This window comes from Streptomyces sp. NPDC012835, assembly GCF_042900885.1.
Taxonomy (GTDB): domain Bacteria; phylum Actinomycetota; class Actinomycetes; order Streptomycetales; family Streptomycetaceae; genus Streptomyces.
In genome coordinates, this window is sequence record NZ_JBIBBW010000002.1 from 354,547 (window position 1) to 374,278 (window position 19,732).

General features: G+C 69.5%; 18 protein-coding genes and 1 riboswitch. Of the genes, 4 read left to right on the forward strand and 14 right to left on the reverse strand.

Annotated elements, in window-relative coordinates; genetic code table 11:
* Positions 1-66: 66 nt before the first annotated feature.
* The 3 genes from ACFY6S_RS09065 to ACFY6S_RS09075 form a co-directional block, all read right to left on the reverse strand.
* Positions 67-1,122 carry an NlpC/P60 family protein gene (locus ACFY6S_RS09065; RefSeq protein ID WP_388820727.1) on the reverse strand — a complete coding sequence of 352 codons (1,056 nt, stop codon included), beginning with the start codon at positions 1,120-1,122 and terminating at the stop codon, positions 67-69.
* Positions 1,123-1,560: 438 nt separating this feature from the next.
* On the reverse strand, positions 1,561-2,922 hold the full coding sequence (locus ACFY6S_RS09070; protein WP_388820730.1) for an NYN domain-containing protein: 1,362 nt from the start codon (positions 2,920-2,922) through the stop codon (positions 1,561-1,563).
* Between the two features lie 38 nt (positions 2,923-2,960).
* Positions 2,961-3,212, reverse strand: a complete 252-nt coding sequence (locus tag ACFY6S_RS09075; protein ID WP_329069089.1) for a hypothetical protein — start codon at positions 3,210-3,212, stop codon at positions 2,961-2,963.
* A 151-nt stretch (positions 3,213-3,363) separates the two neighbouring features.
* Here ACFY6S_RS09075 and ACFY6S_RS09080 point away from each other — a divergent pair, with 151 nt between their 5' ends.
* Positions 3,364-4,080, forward strand: a complete 717-nt coding sequence (locus ACFY6S_RS09080; RefSeq protein WP_388820734.1) for a rhomboid family intramembrane serine protease — start codon at positions 3,364-3,366, stop codon at positions 4,078-4,080.
* Positions 4,077-4,358 (forward strand): Lrp/AsnC family transcriptional regulator, encoded by a 282-nt coding sequence (locus ACFY6S_RS09085; RefSeq protein ID WP_388820737.1) that lies wholly within the window; start codon positions 4,077-4,079, stop codon positions 4,356-4,358. Before ACFY6S_RS09080 ends, ACFY6S_RS09085 begins: the two co-directional genes overlap by 4 nt.
* Positions 4,359-4,419: 61 nt before the next feature.
* On the opposite strand, the gene ACFY6S_RS09090 is transcribed toward ACFY6S_RS09085, so the two are convergent.
* The 6 genes from ACFY6S_RS09090 to ACFY6S_RS09115 form a co-directional block, all read right to left on the reverse strand.
* Entirely contained in the window at positions 4,420-5,832 is a 1,413-nt protein-coding gene (locus ACFY6S_RS09090; protein ID WP_388820740.1) for an aminotransferase class V-fold PLP-dependent enzyme, read from the reverse strand.
* Positions 5,833-6,034: 202 nt separating this feature from the next.
* A riboswitch (SAM riboswitch) is annotated at positions 6,035-6,152 on the reverse strand.
* A 106-nt stretch (positions 6,153-6,258) separates the two neighbouring features.
* Positions 6,259-7,323, reverse strand: coding sequence for an anthranilate phosphoribosyltransferase (trpD, locus tag ACFY6S_RS09095; protein WP_388820743.1), 1,065 nt, complete (start codon positions 7,321-7,323; stop codon positions 6,259-6,261).
* Positions 7,324-7,534: 211 nt separating this feature from the next.
* A complete protein-coding gene (locus tag ACFY6S_RS09100; protein ID WP_388820746.1) occupies positions 7,535-9,169 on the reverse strand; it encodes a cytochrome bc complex cytochrome b subunit in 1,635 nt (544 codons plus the stop codon).
* On the reverse strand, positions 9,166-10,221 hold the full coding sequence (locus tag ACFY6S_RS09105) for a Rieske 2Fe-2S domain-containing protein (protein WP_388820749.1): 1,056 nt from the start codon (positions 10,219-10,221) through the stop codon (positions 9,166-9,168). Before ACFY6S_RS09105 ends, ACFY6S_RS09100 begins: the two co-directional genes overlap by 4 nt.
* Positions 10,218-11,027 carry a c-type cytochrome gene (locus tag ACFY6S_RS09110; protein WP_388820752.1) on the reverse strand — a complete coding sequence of 270 codons (810 nt, stop codon included), beginning with the start codon at positions 11,025-11,027 and terminating at the stop codon, positions 10,218-10,220. Before ACFY6S_RS09110 ends, ACFY6S_RS09105 begins: the two co-directional genes overlap by 4 nt.
* 72 nt (positions 11,028-11,099) lie before the next feature.
* A complete protein-coding gene (locus ACFY6S_RS09115; protein WP_388820755.1) occupies positions 11,100-11,720 on the reverse strand; it encodes a heme-copper oxidase subunit III in 621 nt (206 codons plus the stop codon).
* Between the two features lie 196 nt (positions 11,721-11,916).
* On the opposite strand from ACFY6S_RS09115, the gene ACFY6S_RS09120 reads away from it, so the two are divergent.
* Positions 11,917-12,318 carry a hypothetical protein gene (locus ACFY6S_RS09120; protein WP_388820758.1) on the forward strand — a complete coding sequence of 134 codons (402 nt, stop codon included), beginning with the start codon at positions 11,917-11,919 and terminating at the stop codon, positions 12,316-12,318.
* A 63-nt stretch (positions 12,319-12,381) separates the two neighbouring features.
* Here ACFY6S_RS09120 and ACFY6S_RS09125 read toward each other — a convergent pair whose 3' ends face one another.
* The 4 genes from ACFY6S_RS09125 to coxB all read right to left on the reverse strand — a co-directional run bounded on the left by ACFY6S_RS09125 (position 12,382) and on the right by coxB (position 16,846).
* Positions 12,382-13,629: an Ig-like domain-containing protein gene (locus ACFY6S_RS09125; RefSeq protein WP_388820761.1), complete on the reverse strand. Its 1,248-nt coding sequence runs from the start codon at positions 13,627-13,629 to the stop codon at positions 12,382-12,384.
* Between the two features lie 117 nt (positions 13,630-13,746).
* Positions 13,747-14,145 carry a cytochrome c oxidase subunit 4 gene (locus ACFY6S_RS09130; RefSeq protein WP_388820764.1) on the reverse strand — a complete coding sequence of 133 codons (399 nt, stop codon included), beginning with the start codon at positions 14,143-14,145 and terminating at the stop codon, positions 13,747-13,749.
* Positions 14,142-15,887, reverse strand: coding sequence for a cytochrome c oxidase subunit I (gene ctaD, locus ACFY6S_RS09135; protein ID WP_388820767.1), 1,746 nt, complete (start codon positions 15,885-15,887; stop codon positions 14,142-14,144). Before ctaD ends, ACFY6S_RS09130 begins: the two co-directional genes overlap by 4 nt.
* The gene (coxB, locus tag ACFY6S_RS09140) at positions 15,884-16,846 is read right to left on the reverse strand and encodes a cytochrome c oxidase subunit II (protein ID WP_388820770.1); all 963 of its coding nucleotides are present in this window, start codon (positions 16,844-16,846) and stop codon (positions 15,884-15,886) included. Before coxB ends, ctaD begins: the two co-directional genes overlap by 4 nt.
* 279 nt (positions 16,847-17,125) lie before the next feature.
* Between coxB and ACFY6S_RS09145 the strand changes: the two genes are divergently transcribed.
* Entirely contained in the window at positions 17,126-18,517 is a 1,392-nt protein-coding gene (locus ACFY6S_RS09145; protein ID WP_388820773.1) for a cysteine desulfurase/sulfurtransferase TusA family protein, read from the forward strand.
* A 39-nt stretch (positions 18,518-18,556) separates the two neighbouring features.
* On the opposite strand, the gene ACFY6S_RS09150 is transcribed toward ACFY6S_RS09145, so the two are convergent.
* Complete coding sequence (locus ACFY6S_RS09150; protein WP_388820776.1) at positions 18,557-19,543, reverse strand: carbohydrate kinase family protein; 987 nt, start codon at positions 19,541-19,543, stop codon at positions 18,557-18,559.
* Between the last annotated feature and the right edge of the window lie 189 nt (positions 19,544-19,732).

Sequence of the window (19,732 nt, forward strand, 5' to 3'; positions counted from 1 at the left end):
ATCGGCGGGGCACGACGTCAGCGAAGGGCGCGGGATTTCGCCCGAATGGGCGGTGTCGGCGGCGGGTCAGCCGATTCGCACGCCGAACTGGAAGGGCATGTTGCCGATGGCCTCGTAGCGCACGTTGGCACCGGGCTTGGGGGCGTGCAGCACCTGGCCGTTGCCGGCGTAGAAGCCGACGTGGTGCAGGTCGCCGTAGAAGATGACCAGGTCGCCCTGTTGCAGCTGGCTCATGCCGAGGCGCTGGCCGGCGTTGGCCTGGGCCTCGGAGGTGCGGGGTATGGAGACACCGGCCTGGGCGTAGGCCCAGGAGGTCAGCCCGGAGCAGTCGAAGGAGCCGGGGCCGCTGGCGCCGTACACGTACGGGGTGCCGATCTTGCCCTGCGCGGCGGCGAAGGCGGCCGAAGCGCGCTGCGAGGCGGGCACGGACTTGCCGAGGTCGGTACGGGAGGAGTCGGCGCCTGCGCCGGCGCTGGAGGCGGAGCGGCTGGCGCGCTGCTCGTCCTCCTTGACGAGGGCGGCGCGCTCCTGCGCGGTGAGGGTGTTGAGCAGCTTCTGCGCGGCGGCGAGCTTGCCCTGGACCTCGTCCTTCTTCTTGCCGAGTTCCTTGCGGGTGTCGGCCAGGTCAGCGACCTTCGACTGGGCCTCCTTGCGCTCCTGCGCGAGGGACCGCTGCTTCGACTGGATCTCCTGGAGCGCCTGGGCCTGCTTGGCGCTGACCTGGTCGAGCGCGGACGCCTGGTCGAGGTAGGAGTCCGGGTCGGAGGAGAGGAACAGCTGCACGGCGGGGTCGATGCCGCCGGTGCGGTACTGGGCGCTGGCGATCGAACCGAGGCCGTCGCGCAGCTCGTTCAGCTCTTCCTGGCCGCGCGCCACCTTGTCCTGGAGGGCGCTGACCTCCTTCTCCAGCTTCTCCTGCGACTCCTTGGCCCCCGTGTACTTCTCGGTGGCCTTCTCCGCGTCCTCGTAGAGCTTGTCGACCTTCTCCTTGACCTCCGACTTGCTGGGCGTCGGTGCGGCGTTGGCGGAGTTGGCGGTCAGCGCGACGGCGGCGGCGGCGGTCGCGGTGAGCACGGTCACCCGGGTGCGGCTCGGGGGCTTGGGACGACGGTGGGACGCCACGGAGGCGAGCTCCTTCTCCTCAGCCGCCTACCGGGCCAGTGGGGGACGCAGGCCCCGGCTCCACGCGTCCGGCACCCCGAGGAAAGGGGCGAACGATGTGAAATCGGCGGTCCCTTCGCTGCCACCCCGGATGGGTGATCAACCGCGCGAAGGTTCGAGCCATGACCATAGTGACCTACTTGTGATCAGTTCAAATCCTTGCAAGAAAAAACTCAGTCACGACGCATAGTTTTTACAGATGCAGCAGGACATCACACGCTCCGTCATGGACATTTGGCGGCGCGTCATCCCGATGAGTGGTTAATCCGGTCATTCCACGAAGGAGTTGACCAGAAGGGGCCCGACCCCACGAAAGCCACGTCGCTGTATCCGGAAAAGCCACGTCGCCGTACCCGGAAAGCCGCTTCCCGTGACCGGGACCGCCGCTCCCCCCTGCCCTTATACGCGGGACAGCCGCCTGAGCAGCAGCGCGGACGCGACGGGCCGGGCACCGGCCTTCGCCACACCGTCCGCCACCTCACGGTCGGTGGAGACCACCACCACGGGCCGGCCGGGCGGCTCCGCCCTGACGAGCTGACGGATCAGCTCGTCCGCCGTCACCCCCGGCTTGGAGAACAGCACGCGCACCCCGCGCGGCGGCGCGAGCAGCACCGGCGCCGCCAGCTCCGCGCCGTCGAACACACAGGTCATCTCGGCGCCCGTCTGCGCCGCCAGCATGGCGAGCCCGCCGAGCAGCCGCAGCCGCTGCTTCTCCAGCGGCATCGTGGGATAGCCGGTCTTGGTGACGTTGTAGCCGTCCACCAGCAGATGCGCCTGCGGCAGCGCCAACAGCTGGTCCAGCAGCGCCGGATCGGTCTCGGACAGCGCCCGCGCCGCCACATCCTTGGGCGACATCCGGCCCGGCTCCACCGCGTCGACGGCGTCGGCGGGGCGGCTGGTGACGGGCGGCAGCGCCAGCTCGCGCCGCAGCCCCTGCGCGGACTCCAGCACCGTGTCCAGCAGCAGCCGCAGCCGCATGTCCTCGACCGAGCGGCCCTCGCGGGCGGCCCGGCGGCCCGCTTCCACCGTCGCCTCCGCCTCGGCCAGCCGCGCCCTGATCCGGCGGGTCTCGCTCTCGGCCGCCGACACCTGGGCGGCGGCCTCCGCGCGGAGCGCCTCGGTCTCCGCGTTCGTACGGCGCAGGGCGGCCTCGCCGCGCTTGACGTCGCTCTGGGCACTGCGCAGCTTGCGGTGGAGCGCGTCGGCCTCTTTACGGACCGCCTCCAGCTCGGTACGGAGCCGTTCGGTGTCGTTCCTGGTCTGCGCCCTGGCGACGGCCAGCTCCTCGCGCAGCCGCTCCAGCTCCTGCCGGGTCTCCTCGTCGACGCGCTCGGCGTCCGCCCGCTGGGCCTCCTCACCCGCGGCGGCCACCAGCTTCACCCATCCGGGTGGTCTGAGCACATACGCGGCGGCGGCCACGTCGACGGGATCGGCGGCGGCGGGCGGCGATCCCGCCTCCAGCGCGGCGGCCAGCTCGGGCTGGGACTGGGCGAGCCGGTCCCCGATCCGCTGCCGGAAGATCGGGTCGGCCTCCAGCGCGGCGGCCATCGCGTTGCCCGCGAATTTCGCACGTCTGTTCGGGGTGAAGCGCGCGTACTGCCGCAGCTGGGTGGGCAGCTCCGGGACGGTCAGACCACCGAAGGCGTCCGAGACGAGCGCCACGACCCGGCGTCGTACCCCGTCGGGAAGCGGGCGGTCGAGCGTCTCCGCGGCGTCACCGGCCGCACCGGCCGGCTCAGCACCGCCCGCGGGCTGCTCCACGATCCGTCACCCCACTACCCCTTTCGGGCCGCTCCCTCTCAGGAACCCGCGCCCGGCCTGTCCACCAACTCGATCTGATCCACCGCGTTGCACCAACGGCAGCGCACCGACTCGATGGTCTCACTGACCACCTCGCGCTCCTCGACCGTGGGCTCCCCGGCCAGGTCCAGATGGACGTACTCGACGGCCTTCGACGACCGGGTCACGTCGAAGCGGGTCAGATTCCCGCACAGCGTGCACCGCCACCTGGTGGTGGCCGTCGGCTGCGGAACCGTCGGAAGCGTTGCCATCGCGTCGTCCTCTTTTCGTCGTCCCTCGTGCGGTGCCCCGCGGCGCGCCCTCGAACCGCGGATCACACCCCGCAACCCTACGGCCTCGCGGGCACCGCGCGGGGCGGCGAGGCGCTCTGTACCGAAGGGTCCGGTACGGCATGCTCTGTCGGTGATCACATGGCGAGGGCAGAGGACGGCCGGCGTACCCGTGGTGACCTACGGGCTGATCGTCCTGTGCTGTCTGGCCTTCCTGATCGGCCCGGTGTCCGGCCTCGGCGCCGGCCACGGCAGGGGCGACGCGCTCCTCGCCGCGCAGAGCGCGTATTTCGAACGGTGGGGAGTGATCCCGGACGAGCTGGCGCACGGCTCGGCGCGCGCCCTGCTCACCCCGCTCACCGCGCTGTTCGTGCACGGCGGCTGGCTGCATCTGCTCGGCAACATGCTCTTCCTGCACGTCTTCGGGGCGATGACCGAGGAGCGGATGGGCCGGGTCCCCTTCCTGCTCTTCTACCTCGCGGCCGGCTACCTCGCGCTGTTCGCCTACGCGGCGGCCAACGCCGACTCGGACCAGACCCTGGTCGGGGCCTCCGGGGCGATCTCCGGTGTGCTCGGCGCCTTCCTGTATCTCTTTCCGCGGGCCCGCGTCACCAGCCTCTTCCCGTTCCTGTTCTTCCTGCCCCTGCGCTTCCCCGCGTGGATCGTGCTGATCTTCTGGTTCGCGCTCCAGTGGCTGGCCGCCCGGAACGCGGGCGAGGGGCCCGGGGTCGCCTATCTGGCCCATGTGGCCGGCTTCGGTGTGGGCTTCCTCTACGCCTGGGGGCGCTACTGGCGTACCGATAGAGTGGCCGCACAGACCGGGGCCACCGAGGGAGAACGCCAACCGTGATCACCGCGATCGTGCTCATCAAGACCAGCGTCGACCGGATTCCCGAGATCGCCGAGGCCATCGCCGCCCTGGACAGCGTCAGCGAGGTCTTCTCGGTGACCGGGACCTACGACCTGATCGCCATGGTGCGGGTGCCCCACCACGACGATCTGGCGGATGTCATCCCCGGCCGGATCAGCAAGATCGCGGGCGTGGAGGCCACCGACACGCACGTGGCGTTCCGCACCTACTCCCAGCACGACCTGGAGGCGGCCTTCGCGATCGGGCTCGACGCGTAGGACCGCCTCCGGGCACCTCCGGGTCCGTACCCCCGGCCGCGTCCGGCCGGCCGGGAAGGACCTACGCGGCGGCCGTTCCCCGGTCCGGCACGCAACGCCCGTCCTCCGTGCGGTAGTTCCAGCGCGCGCCGTCGCTGACCAGCTCGCGCACCGCCCGTACGAACCGCTCCACGTGCTCGTCCGGCGTCCCGGCGCCGAAGCTCACCCGGATCGCGTTCAGCGAGCGCCCGCCCGGCTCGGCCTCCGGCGCGCCGCACTCCCCCTGCTCCCGCGGGTCGCCGTCCAGCAGCGTCCGTACCAGCGGGTGGGCGCAGAACAGGCCGTCCCGCACCCCGATGCCGTACTCGGCGGAGAGCGCGGCGGCGAAGTGCGAGCTGTTCCACCCCTCCACCACGAACGACAGCACACCGACCCTCGGCGCGTCGTCCCCGAACAGCGAGAGCACCTTCACCTCGGGCACCTCGGCGAGCCCCTCGCGCAGCCGTGCGACAAGGCGCTGCTCGCGGGCCGCCAGCGCGTCGAACCCGGCCTCCTCCAGCGCCTTGCAGGCCGAGGCGATCGCGTACACCCCGATGACGTTGGGCGAACCGGCCTCGTGGCGGGCCGCGGTGGCGTGCCACTCCACGTCCACCCCGCCGTCGGCGCGGCGCGCCACCTTGCGGCTGGCGCCGCCGCCCGCGAGGTACGGCTCGGCGTCCCGGAGCCAGTCGGCCCGCCCGGCCAGCACCCCGGAGCCGAACGGCGCGTACAGCTTGTGCCCGGAGAAGGCGATCCAGTCCACGTCCAGCTCGGCGATGTCCACGGCGTGGTGCGGTACGAGCTGAGCGGCGTCGAGCACGATCCGGGCACCGTGCCGGTGCGCGGCGGCGGCCAGTTCCCGTACGGGCCACAGCTCACCCGTCACATTGGACGCGCCCGTGACACAGACCAGCGCCGGCCCACGGGAGTCGCGCGAGGCGAGCGCGCTCTCCAGGGTGGCGACGGCACCGGCCGGGGTGCGCGGGGCGTCGAGACAGCTCACCCGGGCGTTCCGCCAGGGCAGCAGCGAGGCGTGGTGCTCCGTCTCGAAGACGAACACCTCGCACCCCTCGGGAAGGGCCGCCGCCAGCAGATTCAGCGAATCCGTGGTCGAGCGGGTGAAGACCACCTGGTCGTCCGCGCGGCAGCCGAGGAACTCCGCGACCGTGCGGCGGCTGTTCTCGAACAGATCGGTGGACAGCTGCGAGAGATAGCCGGCGCCCCGGTGGACGCTGCCGTAGTACGGGGCGTACGCGGCGACGTCGTCCCACACCCGCTGGAGCGCCGGGGCGCTGGCCGCGTAGTCCAGGGCCGCGTAGACGACCTCGCCGCCGGTGACGAGCGGCACGGTCACATCCCGTCCGAGCACCGGCAGCGGCGCTCCACAGGCGGGGTCGTCGGAGGGCCGGGCGGGCTGCGCGGCAACGGTGGCGGTGGCGTTCGGGTATGCGGACATGGCGATATCTCCCGGCAGGACAAGGCGGAAAAGCGGCTTCAAGGACCCGCGGGCACGGCAGGGCCGTGACGGTCACGCGGGGGATGCCTCGACACACGGAGAACACCGTGCGGAGGGTGTTGAAGAGGGGCGTGGAAGCCCTAACGCATTCGCTTGCTCACGAGACTGCTCCCTTGAGGACCAGGACCCCAAAGGTGCGAGGGGTCCGCGCTTGCCGTAGACCTCGCTGCCTACGGCCTGGTCTTCACCCGGGGCACCCCGCCACGGACGGAGGGTTGCCGGACAGCGAGCCGGGGCCTAAATCGCTGTCACTCATGACCTTGGGCGAAATTATGGCACAGCGTGCCGCGCCGCCCAACAGGTGTCCGCGATACGGGACAAGGGCGGGCGCCGACCGGCGCCCGCCCCCTGTCGCAGCCGCCGCCGTCAGGCGTTGCTGGCCTCGACCCAGCGCGCCAGCGCCCGGCCCGCCGCGCCCGAGTCGATCGACTCCGCCGCCCGCGCGATCCCCGCCGACAGCTGGAGCTCCAGCGGATCGTCCGTCGGGTCCAGCGCGACCAGCGCCGCCGCCGAGTTGAGCAGTACGGCCTCCCGTACCGGGCCGGTCTCGCCGGCCAGCAGCCTGCGGGCCACATCCGCGTTGTACGAGGCGTCCGCGCCGCGCAGGGCCTCGACCGGCACCAGGGACAGACCGATGTCGCGCGGGTCGAAGGACTGCTCGGTGACGGCGCCGTCCCGGACGACCCAGACCCGGGAGGTCGCGGTGGTGGTCAGCTCGTCGAGCCCGTCGTCGCCCCGGAAGACCAGGGCGGAGGAGCCCCGCTCGGCCAGCACGCCCGCCATGATCGGCGCCATCCGGGCATCCGCGACACCCGTCGCCTGGGCCCGCACCTTCGCGGGGTTGGTGAGCGGCCCCAGGAAGTTGAAGACCGTACGGATACCCATCTCGCCGCGCGCGGCGGCCACGCGGCGCAGGGCGGGGTGGAACTTCACCGCGAAGCAGAAGGTGATGCCCGCCTCCTCCGCGACCCGGGCGACCCGCTCGGGGGACAGCTCCAGATTGACGCCGAGCTTCTCCAGGACGTCCGAGGCGCCGCTCGCCGAGGACGCGGCCCGGCTGCCGTGCTTGACGACCTTCGCTCCGGTGCCCGCGACCACGATCGAGGACATGGTGGAGATGTTCACGGTCTTGGCGCCGTCGCCGCCGGTGCCGACGATGTCGACGGTCCTGCCGGGCACCTCTATGACCCTGGCGTGCTCGTACATCGCCCGTACGAGACCGCTGATCTCGGCGACCGTCTCGCCCTTGGCCCGCAGTGCCACCACGAATCCGGCGATCTGCGCGTCGGTGGCCGCGCCGCTCATGATCCGGTCCATCGCCCAGGCGGTGGCGTCGGCGCTCTGGTCGACGCCGTTGAGCAGCGTGTCCAGTACGCCCGGCCAGGTGAGTGCCGCCACGGTGTCGCCTCCGACGGGGGTAACAGCGCTCATCGCTCGCTCCTGGGGTCCGGGACGGGTACCGGGCCCCTGCGGGGGCCCGGGAGAAGCCTATCGGCGTGCGCCCGGCCCGTAGGACGACCGCCCGCACTGCGGACAGGCTCCGCGCGCCGGGCGGGGAACGCCGAGGGCCCCGGCCGGCCCCCTCGCGGGGAGACCGGGCCGGGGCCCTCGGTGGTGGCGACCTCGCCGAGGCCGGGTGGGATCAGTGGTGGCCGTGGCCGCTCTGGATCTCCTGGTACTCCTCCGCGGTGGGCTTCGGCAGCTGGTTGCCCTCGCCGTAGTAGCCCTTGCTCAGCTTGACCCTGAGCTTCTCGACGGGCGACACCTTGCGCTCCACACCGTTCTCGTCGACCGTCGGGCCGATCTCGGCGGGCGTGTACTGCTCGTGCGCGGTGAGCTTGTGCAGCGCCGCCTGGTCGAGCGGGGCGTGCACCTCGATGAACTCACCGTGCGGCAGCCGCTTGATGACACCGGACTCGCGTCCGTGCAGGACCTTCTCCGCGTCGCGCCGCTGAAGGCCGATGCAGATCCGCTTGGTGACGACGAACGCGAGGACCGGCGCGACGAAGAACGCGATGCGCACGAACCAGGTGATCGTGTTGATCGACAGATGGAAGTGGGTGGCCAGGAGGTCGTTCCCACCACCCGCCAGCAGCACGAAGTACCACACCAGCCAGGCCACGCCGAAGGCCGTACGCGTCGGTACGTTGCGCGGGCGGTCCAGGAGGTGGTGCTCACGCTTGTCCCCGGTGACCCAGGACTCGATGAACGGATAGACCGCGATCGAGCCGAGGACCAGTGGCAGGATCATCAGCGGGATGAAGACACCCAGGACGAGGGTGTGGCCCGCGACGTTGATCTCCCACCCGGGCATGGCCCGGACGAGCCCTTCCGGCATCCCCATGTACCAGTCGGGCTGGGCGCCGGTGGACACCTGGTCGGGACGGTAAGGACCGAGCGCCCAGATCGGGTTGATCGTGGCGATCGCCGCGACCAGCGAGATCAGACCGAAGACCAGGAAGAAGAACCCGCCGGCCTTCGCCATGTAGATCGGCAGCAGCGGCATGCCCACGACGTTGTTGTTGGTCCGGCCGGGACCCGCGAACTGCGTGTGCTTGTGGTAGAAGACCAGGATCAGGTGGGCCACGACCAGCCCGAGCATGATGCCGGGCAGCAGCAGGATGTGGACCGAGTAGAACCGGGCCACGAAGTCGCCGCCGGGGAACTCGCCGCCGAACAGGAACATCGAGATGTACGTACCCACGATCGGCACGGACAGGATCGCGCCCTGGGTGAAGCGCACACCCGTACCGGAGAGCAGGTCGTCGGGGAGCGAGTAACCGGTGAACCCGGTGAACATGCCCAGCACGAACAGCAGGAAGCCGAACAGCCAGTTGATCTCGCGCGGCTTGCGGAACGCGCCCGTGAAGAAGACGCGCATCATGTGGACCATCATCGCCGCGAGGAAGATCAGCGCGGCCCAGTGGTGGATCTGCCGGATCAGCAGACCACCGCGGATGTCGAAGCTGATGTCCAGCGTCGAGGCGTACGCCTCCGACATCAGCACGCCCTGGAGCGGGACGTAACTGCCGTGGTACTCCACCTCGTTCATCGACGGGTGGAAGAACAGCGTCAGATACACACCCGTGAGGATGATGATGATGAAGCTGTAGAGGCAGATCTCCCCGAGCATGAAGGACCAGTGGTCCGGGAAGATCTTCCGCATGTTGGCCTTGGCGAGGGAGTAGATCCCCAGCCGGCCGTCCGCCCAGTCGGCGACCCGCTCACCGGCGGGCGCCTTGCGGCTTTTCTCGTCTGTAGCGGTCGTGGTACTCATCCGCGCTCCCAGAAGGCAGGGCCGACGGGCTCGTCGAAGTCGCCGAGCGCCTCAAGGTTTCCGTCCGCGTTCACACCGATCCGCAGCTGCGGGAGGGGGTGACCGGCCGGGCCGAAGATGACGCGGGCGCCGTCGGAGAGATCGAAGGTGGACTGGTGGCACGGGCAGAGCGCGTGGTGCGTCTGCTGCTCGTACAGGCTGATCGGGCAGCCGACATGGGTGCAGATCTTCGAGAAGGCCACGATCCCCTGGTGGGACCACTCCAGCTCGCGCTTGTCCTTGATCTCGTCCGGCTGGATCCGGATGATCATCAGGGCGGCCTTGGCGATCTCGCTCTGGAAGTTCTCGTCGTGCTCCGAGAGCCCCTCGGGCATGGCGAAGGTCAGCGACCCCACCACGACGTCCTCGGGACGCAGCGGCTCATGCGTGTTCATGTTGATGAGCTGCTTGCCCTTGGCCCACAGCGTGGACCTGAGCTTCTTCTCGGGCAGCGGGCCCAGGTCGCGCAGGAGCACCACACCGGAGAGCGGCACCAGCGCGAGCGCGCCGAACATCGTGTTGCGGATCAGCTTGCGCCGGCCGAAGCCGGACTCGGCCGCGCCCGCGGCGAAGTCCGCGAGGACCTTCTGCTTGACCTCCGGCGGCGCCTCGATCGGGTGACGGTCGTCCGCCACCTCGACGTCCGACATCAGCGTGCGGGCCCAGTGGACCGCGCCCGCGCCGATGCAGAACAGCGCCACGGCCAGCGTCACACCCAGCGAGAGGTGCAGGATGCTGACGTGGCCGAGCGGGAAGACAAAGACGCTCTTGTCGACCGGGAACGCCACGAACGAGGCGATGAACGCCACCGTCGCGAGCATCGACACCAGGAACAGGATCGCGACCATGCGCTCGGACCGCTTGGCCGACCGCTCGTCGATGTCCTGCTTGCGCGGCTGGTGCGCCGGCAGGCCCGGGTCGGCGAACGGGTCGTCCTTGGTCAGCACCGCGCCGTGCGCGGCGTCCTGCTCGCTCGGCAGGTTCTCTTGTGAGATCTCTTCTTGGCTACTCATGACTTCTTGGCCTTAGCGGTGTGGGCAGCGACCCAGACGGCAGCCGCGATCAGAACACCGAGACCGAAGATCCAGGCGAACAGCCCCTCACTGACGGGGCCGAGGCCGCCCAGTTCGAGACCGCCAGGGCTCTCGGTATCGTCCCCGTTCACCGCCTTGACGTAGGCGATGATGTCCTTCTTCTGCTGCTCCGGCATCGTGGTGTCGGGGAAGGAGGGCATGCTCTGCGGGCCGGTCTGCATGGCCTCGTAGATGTGCTTGGGATCCACGCCCTCCAGGCTGGGTGCGGACTTGCCGTGAGTCAGCGCGCCACCCTTGCCGGTGAAGTTGTGGCACTGGGCACAGTTGGTGCGGAACAGCTCGCCGCCGGAGGCGACGCTCGCGTCGGAGGCGCTGTACTGCTCCTTGGTCGGCGTGATCGGACCGGCTCCGAGGGACGCCACGTACGCGGCGAGCTGGTCGATCTCGGCCTGGCTGTAGATGACCTTCTTCTTGGGCACCTGCGGGCCGGGCTGCTGGGCCGGCATCCGGCCGGTGCCGACCTGGAAGTCCACGGCGGCGGAGCCGACGCCGACCAGGGGCGGCCCGTCGGAGGTTCCCTGACCACCGGTGCCGTGGCAGCTGGCACAGCCGACGGAGTAGAGCTTCTTGCCCTCCTCGATGGCGAGGGACTGGGAAGTTTCGTCGGCCTGTGCCTTGCCCGCGGGCGCGAACGCGGTGTACAGCCCCCCGGTGGCCGCCAGCGCGAAGAGTAGGACGACGACCGCCGCCAGCGGATGGCGTCGTCGTGCGGAGAGCTTTTTCACGGATTACCCCGGTGTCAGGATCTTCTGCGTCGGTGCTTCTGGACTGTGTGCGCGTCGGGCGCGTTGCCCGGGCTACTTGATCAAGTAGATCGTGGCGAAGAGGCCGATCCAGACGACATCGACGAAGTGCCAGTAATAGGACACGACGATGGCTGCGGTTGCCTGCTCATGGGTGAACCTCTTGGCCGCGTACGTCCTGCCCAGGACGAACAGGAACGCGATGAGACCCCCCGTCACGTGCAGACCGTGGAAGCCGGTGGTCAGGTAGAACACCGAGCCGTACGGGTCGGAGGAGAGCGAGATGCCGTCCTTCTTGACCAGCTCGGTGTACTCGTAGACCTGACCGCCGATGAAGATCGCACCCATCACGAACGTGACCACGAACCAGGTGCGGAGCTTCTTCACGTCGCCCCGCTCCGCGGCGAAGACGCCGAGCTGGCAGGTGACCGAGGAGAGCACGAGGATGGTGGTGTTCGTCGCCGAGAACGGGACGTTCAGAGCATGAGCCATTTCCTTCCAGTGCTCTGCGCCCATCACCGACCGCAGGGTGAAGTACATCGCGAAGAGGGCCGCGAAGAACATCAGCTCGGAACTCAGCCAAATGATGGTTCCGACGCTGGTGAGGTTCGGTCGATTGACCGACGGGTGCGCGTGCCCGGTTTCTACTGTCGTTGCTGTCGCCACGACCGACATTATGTCGGTCGCTTATCCCGCGCTGACTCCCGGGGTGCCATTCGGTGTGTCCATGGGGTGTGCGCAGCCCGAACGGCCCAGTGAAGAGACGTTCTTACCCGTGCTGACACGGTGTCCGACAGAGTACGATCCGCGCATCGGTTCAGGGCCTGTGGAGTCCTGGAGCCCTCGCAGACACTGATGTCACGGAGGAACAATGCAGCCGACCGCCACGGTGCTGGTCTACAGCGACGACGCGAACACCCGCGAGCAGGTCCGGCTGGCGGCGGGCCGCCGGCCGGCCGCCGACGTACCGCAGGTCGAGTTCCTCGAATGCGCGACGCTGCCGGCCGTGCTGAAGCGGCTGGACGAGGGGGGTGTCGACGTCTGTGTGCTGGACGGCGAGACGGCCCCTGCCGGCGGGATGGGCGTCTGCCGGCAGATCAAGGACGAGGTCTTCAACTGCCCGCCGGTGCTGCTGCTGATCGGCCGCCCGCAGGACGCCTGGCTGGCCACCTGGAGCCGCGCGGACGCCGCGGTGACGCTGCCGGTCGAGCCGGTCGGCTTCGCGGACGCCCTGGCCGGGCTGCTGCGCGGCAGGCTCGCGGGCGCCGCCTGAGCGGCCCGGGACCGGGCGCGCCGCCGCCCGGTCCCGGGGGCCCCACGGGGCGCCCTCGGCCGGTCAGACCTGGGGACGCAGCCGGGCCGCGTCGGCGGGGCTGCTGCCGTCCCTGACGCCTGCCTGGAGGACGCTGCCCTTGCGCCAGTCCTGCCAGTCCAGGTTCCAGTCGCCGAAGCCGTTGCCGAAGTCCTCCATGGAGTCACCCGCGCTGTTGATGACCTGGACGATGTCGCCCTCCTCGACGATCTCGAAGAACCACGCCGCGTTGGCGGTGGACATCCCGGTGCAGCCGTGGCTGACGTTCGCCGCGCCCTGCTGCCCCACGGACCACGGCGCGGCGTGCACGTACTCGCCGCTCCATGTCACCCGGGTGGCCCAGTAGACCGGCAGGTCGTACCCCTCGCTGCCGCCGATGCCGACGCTGGAACCGCGCATCCGTACGAAGCTCTCCTTGCCGAGCACGACCTTGATGCCGTTGCGGGTGGAGAACCCGGGCTTGCCGGTGGTCACCGGGACGGTGTTGATCCATTCGCCGTTGCGGTACACCGTCATGGTGTGCGCGGCGGCGTCGACGATGGCCTCCAGCTTGTTGCCGATCTTCAGGGTGAGCGGCTTGACCGCGCCCCCGTACAGCTTGTCGCTGATCTTCACCCCTTCGAGGCTGCTGGAAGCGGTGACGGTGCTGTTCGCGGGCCAGTACTCCTTGGGCCGGTAGTGGAGTTCCGAGTCGTCCACCCAGTGCCAGGTGCCTTCCTCGGCTCCGGGTGCGCGGACCTTGAGGGAGCGCTCGACGACGTCCCTGGCCGCCTTGGACTTGACCGGCTCGCTGAGGGTGGCGGTGATGGGCTGCCCCACCCCGTACGTGCCCTCCTCCGGGCCGAACTCGACGGTCAGTTTCTTCTTGGCGGCGGCGGTGTCGAAGGTGAGGGTCCGGCTGCCGGGGGCGCCGTCGTTGTTCTCGGTGGCGACCCTGACCGTGTAGCGGGCGCCGGCCGCCAGCGGGGCCGTGGAGTGCCAGCGCATGCCGTCGGCGGTGAGTTCGCCCGCCAGGTAGTGACCGCCGGCGTCCACCGCGGTGACGTCGGTGATCCGGCTGTCGCGGTTCTTGGCGGTGATCTCCAGAGGCTTGTCCGGGTTGGCCTTGACGCTGCCCTCGGGCGCGCTGAAGGCGATCTGCCCGGTGGCGTTGTACGGCTTGGTGGCCAGCGGGTGGGGGTCGTTGCTGCTGCCGCACGCGGTCGCGCCGGCCCCGAGGGACACGACCAGGGTGCAGCTGAGGACGGTGCGCAGACGCGGCGTATGGGTCATGAATCACACGGTATGAAGATTCCGTGAGGACAGCGCGACGAGTGACGCAAACGGGGGGCCCGGACACTCCGTGCTGGAGTGTCCGGGCCCCCCGGAAAGACGCTCTGCGGCAGTTGTCTACTGGGTGCGGCTCTCACCGCGGTAGTACTCGAAGACCCAGCCCCAGAGGCCGATCAGCAGCAGCGGCGCCGAGAAGTACGCCAGCCACCAGCCGACGGCCACGCTGAGGAACAGCAGCGCGCCGCCGATCGCCAGCGCGAACGGCTGCCAGCTGTGCGGGGAGAAGAACCCCACCTCGCCGGCCTCGTCCGCGACGTCGGCCTCCTTGTTGTCCTGGGCGAGCGCGTCCATCCGGCGGGCCGTGAAGGCCAGATAGAACCCGATCATGATGCTCAGGCCGAAGGCCAGGAAGAGCGCCGTCGTACCGACCGGCTCCTTGGACCAGACGCCGTACACGATGGCCACGGCCAGGATGAAGATGCTCAGCCAGATGAACATCCTGCCTTGGATCTTCACTTACCGGCCTCCTTGCCACCGACGAGGGCGCCGCCACCGGCTCCGTGGCCGGCGTTCTCCAGCTCTTCGAGGGCGGCGATCTCCGGGTGGTGCAGATCGAACGCCGGGGATTCCGACCGAATACGCGGCAGGGTGACGAAGTTGTGCCGCGGCGGCGGGCACGAGGTCGCCCATTCGAGCGAACGGCCGTAGCCCCAGGGGTCGTCCACCTCGACCTTTTCGCCGTACTTCGCGGTCTTCCACACGTTGTAGAAGAACGGCAGTATCGACAGCCCCAGGACGAAGGAGCTGATGGTGGAGATGGTGTTCAGCGTGGTGAACCCCTCGACGGCGAGATAGTCCGCGTAACGACGGGGCATACCTTCGGCGCCGAGCCAGTGCTGGACGAGGAAGGTGCCGTGGAAGCCGATGAACAGCGTCCAGAAGGTAATCTTCCCGAGCCGCTCGTCGAGCATCTTGCCGGTGAACTTCGGCCACCAGAAATGGAATCCGGCGAACATCGCGAACACCACGGTCCCGAACACCACGTAGTGGAAGTGCGCCACCACGAAATAGGTGTCCGACACGTGGAAGTCCAGCGGCGGCGACGCGAGGATGACCCCGGTCAGACCACCGAAGAGGAACGTCACCAGGAAGCCGACGGTCCAGAGCATCGGCGTCTCGAACGACAACGACCCCTTCCACATCGTCCCGATCCAGTTGAAGAACTTCACCCCGGTCGGCACCGCGATCAGGAACGTCATGAACGAGAAGAACGGGAGCAGCACGCCACCGGTCACGTACATGTGGTGCGCCCAGACCGTCACCGACAGACCCGCGATCGAGATCGTCGCCGCCACCAGACCGATGTAGCCGAACATCGGCTTCCGGGAGAACACCGGAATCACTTCGGAGACGATTCCGAAGAACGGTAGGGCGATGATGTACACCTCTGGATGCCCGAAGAACCAGAACAGGTGTTGCCAGAGCAACGCCCCGCCATTGGCCGCGTCGAACACATGGGCCCCGAATTTACGGTCCGCCTCCAGCGCGAACAGCGCGGCGGCGAGCACCGGGAAGGCCAGCAGCACCAGCACGGCCGTCAGCAGCACGTTCCACACGAAGATCGGCATCCGGAACATCGTCATACCCGGAGCGCGCATGCAGATGATCGTGGTGATGAAGTTGACCGCGCCGAGGATCGTCCCGAACCCGGAGAACGCCAGACCCATGATCCACAGGTCCGCCCCGATGCCCGGCGAACGCACCGCGTCCGACAGGGGCGAGTAGGCGAACCAGCCGAAGTCGGCGGCACCCTGCGGCGTGATGAAACCGCTCACCGCGATCAGCGAACCGAAGAGGTAGAGCCAGTACGCGAACATGTTCAGCCGCGGGAACGCCACATCGGGCGCCCCGATCTGCAGCGGCATGATCCAGTTCGCGAACCCGGCGAACAACGGCGTCGCGAACATCAGCAGCATGACCGTGCCGTGCATCGTGAACGCCTGGTTGAACTGCTCGTTCGACATGATCTGCGTGCCCGGGCGGGCCAGCTCGGCGCGCATCAGCAGCGCCATCACACCGCCGATGCAGAAGAACGCGAACGACGTGATCAGGTACATCGTGCCGATCGTCTTGTGATCCGTGGTGGTCAGCCACTTCACGACGACGTTGCCCGGCTGTTTGCGCCGTACCGGCAGCTCGTTCTCGTAAGAGTCCTCAGCTGCTGCGGCGGCACCCTGGGGTTCGTTGAGGATGCTCACAGTTTGTTCGTCTCCGCGTTCTTGGCCGGATCCGTCTGCGCGATGCCCGACGGGATGTAGCCGTTCTGGCCCTTCTTGGCCAGCTCTTCGAGGTGCTGCTGGTAGCGCTCCGGAGAGACCACCTTGACGTTGAAGAGCATCCGCGAGTGGTCGGCGCCGCACAGCTCGGCGCACTTGCCCAGGAAGGTGCCCTCCTGGTTGGGGGTCACCTCGAAGGAGTTGGTGTGCCCCGGGATGACGTCCTGCTTCATCAGGAACGGCACCACCCAGAAGGAGTGGATGACATCACGTGAGGTCAGGATGAACCGGACCTTCTCCCCCTTGGGGAGCCACAGCGTCGGACCCGGGTTGTTGTTCTCCGGGTTCCGGGTACCGGGGATGCCGTAGTCGTAGACGCCCTCGGCATGCTGGGGGAAAGCCTTCACGAACCGGTTCGGGATGGCGTCGAGCTCCTTGGGGACCTCGTTGCCGGTGGTGGTCTTCCCGTCCACGTTCTCGATGTAGTTGAAGCCCCAGCTCCACTGGTAGCCGACCACGTTGATCGTGTGGGTCGGCTTGGCGGAGAGGGAGAGCAGCTTCGACTCGTCACGAGCGGTGAAGTAGAAGAGCACCGAGACGATGATGAGCGGGACCACGGTGTACAGCGCCTCGATGGGCATGTTGTACCGGGTCTGCGGAGGTACCTCCACCTTGGTGCGGCTGCGCCGGTGGAAGAAGACACTCCACAGGATCAGACCCCATACCAGTACGCCCGTGATGAGCGCTGCCGCCCACGAGCCCTGCCACAGGGAGAGGATCCGGGGAGCCTCCTCCGTCACCGGGGTGGGCATTCCGAGGCGGGGGAAGTCCTTGTATGTGCAACCGGTGGAGGTCGCGAGGATCAGGCCCGCAGTCAGCACCTGCGGCAGCTTCCGCCGCATCGGGCGCCGCGACGAGCGGTCGGAGCCGTTGGGACTCACGTAGCGCCTTCCCGAGAGTCTCGCCCGCGCGACCGGCTGCGGCCGTCTCCTGGTCGGTCGCCGGCCCGACGCGGGCAGGGGTTTGGATGTTTATGCGGACCAAACCCTACTGGACGTGATTTGAGGTCGTGCGGGGAGGGTGCCCAACGCGCCGCCCGACTCCCCGAAGGGATGGACCACGTTATTCCCGTGCGGGCCGGATCGCCGACCCACGGGTGCGAGGGCGTTCCTGACGCTCCTTCCGGGCACGGTCGCCCGCGTGCGCGTTAGCGTGACGGCGTGCCCTACTTCGACGCCGCTTCCTCGGCCCCGCTGCACCCCGTCGCCCGTCAGGCCCTCCAGGCGTCCCTGGACGAGGGATGGGCGGACCCCTCCCGGCTCTACCGCGAGGGCAGGCGGGCCGGGCTGCTGCTGGACGCGGCCAGGGAGGCGGCGGCGGAGGCCGTCGGCTGCCGTCCGGACGAGTTGGTTTTCACTCCTTCGGGGACGCACGCGGTGCACTCCGGAATCTCGGGCGCGCTCTCGGGGCGTCGGCGTGTCGGACGGCATGTGGCGGTCTCCTCGGTGGAGCACTCGTCGGTGCTGCACGCGGCGGCCGCGCACGAGAGCGCGGGCGGGACGGTGAGCGAGGTGGGGGTGGACCGGTACGGAGCGGTGGACCCGGACGCGTACGCGGCGGTGCTGCGCGCGGACACCGCCCTGGCGTGCCTCCAGTCGGCCAACCACGAGGCGGGCACGGAGCAGCCGGTGTCCGCCGTCGCCGAGCTCTGCCGCAGCCGGGGCGTCCCGCTGCTGGTGGACGCGGCGCAGTCGCTGGGCTGGGGCCCGGTGGAGGGCGCCTGGTCGCTGCTGACCGGGAGCGCGCACAAGTGGGGCGGTCCGGCGGGGGTCGGGCTGCTGGCCGTACGCAAGGGGGTGCGGTTCGCCGCGCCGGGTCCGGCCGACGAGCGGGAGTCGGGTCGCGCCCCGGGCTTCCAGAACATTCCGGCGATCGTGGCGGCGGCGGCCTCGCTGCGCGCGGTGCGCGCCGAGGCGGCGGCCGAGGCGGTACGGCTGCGGGCGCTGGTGGAGCGGATCAGGGCGCGGGTGCCGGAGCTGGTGCCCGATGTGGAGGTGGTGGGGCATCCGGTGCGCCGCCTCCCCCATCTCGTCACGTTCTCCTGTCTCTACGTGGACGGGGAGACGCTGCTGCACGAGCTGGACCGGGCGGACTTCTCGGTGTCGTCGGGCTCGTCCTGCACCAGCTCCACCCTGACGCCCAGTCATGTGCTGCGGGCGATGGGAGTGCTCTCGGAGGGCAATGTCCGGCTCTCGCTGCCCCTCGGGACACCGGAGGCGGAGGTGGACCGCTTCCTGGAGGTGCTGCCGGGGGTGGTGTCCGGGGTGCGGGAGCGGTTCGGCGCGCCGGCCTCCGCCGGGCCCGCCGCAAGCCGACCGGGCGGCAGCGCCGAGCGGGTGGTGGACGCGCTCGGCCGACGGTGCCCGATCCCGGTGATCGAGCTGGCCAAGGTCTTCGGCGAGGTGCCGGTGGGCGGCACCGTGGTGGTCCTCTCGGACGACGGGGCGGCGCGGCTGGACATTCCGGCGTGGTGCGAGATGCGCGGCCAGGAGTACGTGGGCGAGCGGCCGGCGGACCACGGTGTCGCGTATGTGGTCCGCCGGGTGTCGTGAGCGTCGCCCCCGTGGTCCGGCGGCGGTTCGCGCGTCGGCTCAGGCGGCCGTCTCGGGCAGGTGGGCCTGGACCTCGGCCGCCGCGTCGTAGCCGTACGCCTTGGTGAAGCGCTCCATGAAGTGGTTCCTGCGCAGGGTGTACTCCTGCGTGCCGATCGTCTCGATGACCAGGGTGGCGAGCATGCAGCCGATCTGGGCGGCGCGCTCCAGGCCGACGCCCCAGGTCAGGCCGGAGAGGAACCCGGCGCGGAAGGCGTCGCCGACGCCGGTCGGGTCGGCCTTGACGGTCTCGTCCGGGCAGCCGACCACGATCGGCTCGTCGCCGACGCGGTCGATCCGTACGCCGTTCTTGCCGAGCGTCGTGACGCGGTGGCCCACCCGGGAGAGGATCTCCGCGTCGTCCCAGCCGGTCTTGGACTCGATGAGCCCCTTCTCGTACTCGTTGGAGAAGAGGTAGGTCGCGCCGTCGAGCAGGGTGCGGACCTCATCGCCTCCCATGCGCGCGATCTGCTGCGAGAAGTCGGCGGCGAAGGGAATACCGCGGGTGCGGCACTCCTCGGTGTGGCGCAGCATGCCCTCGGGGTCGTCCGCGCCGATCAGCACCAGGTCGAGACCGCCGACGCGGTCGGCGACCTTCTTCAGCTCGATCTGGCGGGCCTCGCTCATCGCGCCCGCGTAGAAGGAGCCGATCTGGTTGTGGTCGGTGTCGGTGGTGCACACGAAGCGGGCCGTGTGCAGGACCTCGGAGATCCGGACGGAGGTGGTGTCGACACCGTGCCGGTCCAGCCAGGCGCGGTACTCGTCGAAGTCCTGGCCGGCGGCGCCGACCAGGAGGGGACGGGTGCCCAGCTGGCCCATGCCGAAGCAGATGTTCGCCCCGACACCGCCCCTGCGCACTTCCAGGTTGTCGACCAGGAAGGAGAGGGAGACCGTGTGCAGCTGCTCGGCGACCAGCTGGTCGGCGAAGCGGCCGGGAAAGGTCATCAGATGGTCGGTGGCGATGGAGCCGGTGACTGCGATTCGCACGGGGTGAACGCTCCTGATGAGGAGAAGGTTGACACTTCACGCTACCGGGTCAAGTGACGGGCCTGATCCGCGAGGCGGGTGGGAACCGCCCCCGCACCCTTTCCGTCCAACGGGCGTTCCCTCGTACAGGGGACGCGGTCGACGGTAGGGATACCCAGAGTATCCGATCAGTTACTCTCCGTCCACCGG

Coding starts and splice junctions, on each gene's coding strand:
- ACFY6S_RS09075 (WP_329069089.1), bottom strand. CDS start 3,212: ATGGCAACGCTTCCGACGGTTCCGCAGCCGACGGCCACCACCAGGTGG.
- ACFY6S_RS09090 (WP_388820740.1), bottom strand. CDS start 5,832: ATGTCCGCATACCCGAACGCCACCGCCACCGTTGCCGCGCAGCCCGCC.
- trpD (WP_388820743.1), bottom strand. CDS start 7,323: ATGAGCGCTGTTACCCCCGTCGGAGGCGACACCGTGGCGGCACTCACC.
- ACFY6S_RS09100 (WP_388820746.1), bottom strand. CDS start 9,169: ATGAGTACCACGACCGCTACAGACGAGAAAAGCCGCAAGGCGCCCGCC.
- ACFY6S_RS09105 (WP_388820749.1), bottom strand. CDS start 10,221: ATGAGTAGCCAAGAAGAGATCTCACAAGAGAACCTGCCGAGCGAGCAG.
- ACFY6S_RS09115 (WP_388820755.1), bottom strand. CDS start 11,720: ATGTCGGTCGTGGCGACAGCAACGACAGTAGAAACCGGGCACGCGCAC.
- ACFY6S_RS09120 (WP_388820758.1), top strand. CDS start 11,917: ATGCAGCCGACCGCCACGGTGCTGGTCTACAGCGACGACGCGAACACC.
- ACFY6S_RS09125 (WP_388820761.1), bottom strand. CDS start 13,629: ATGACCCATACGCCGCGTCTGCGCACCGTCCTCAGCTGCACCCTGGTC.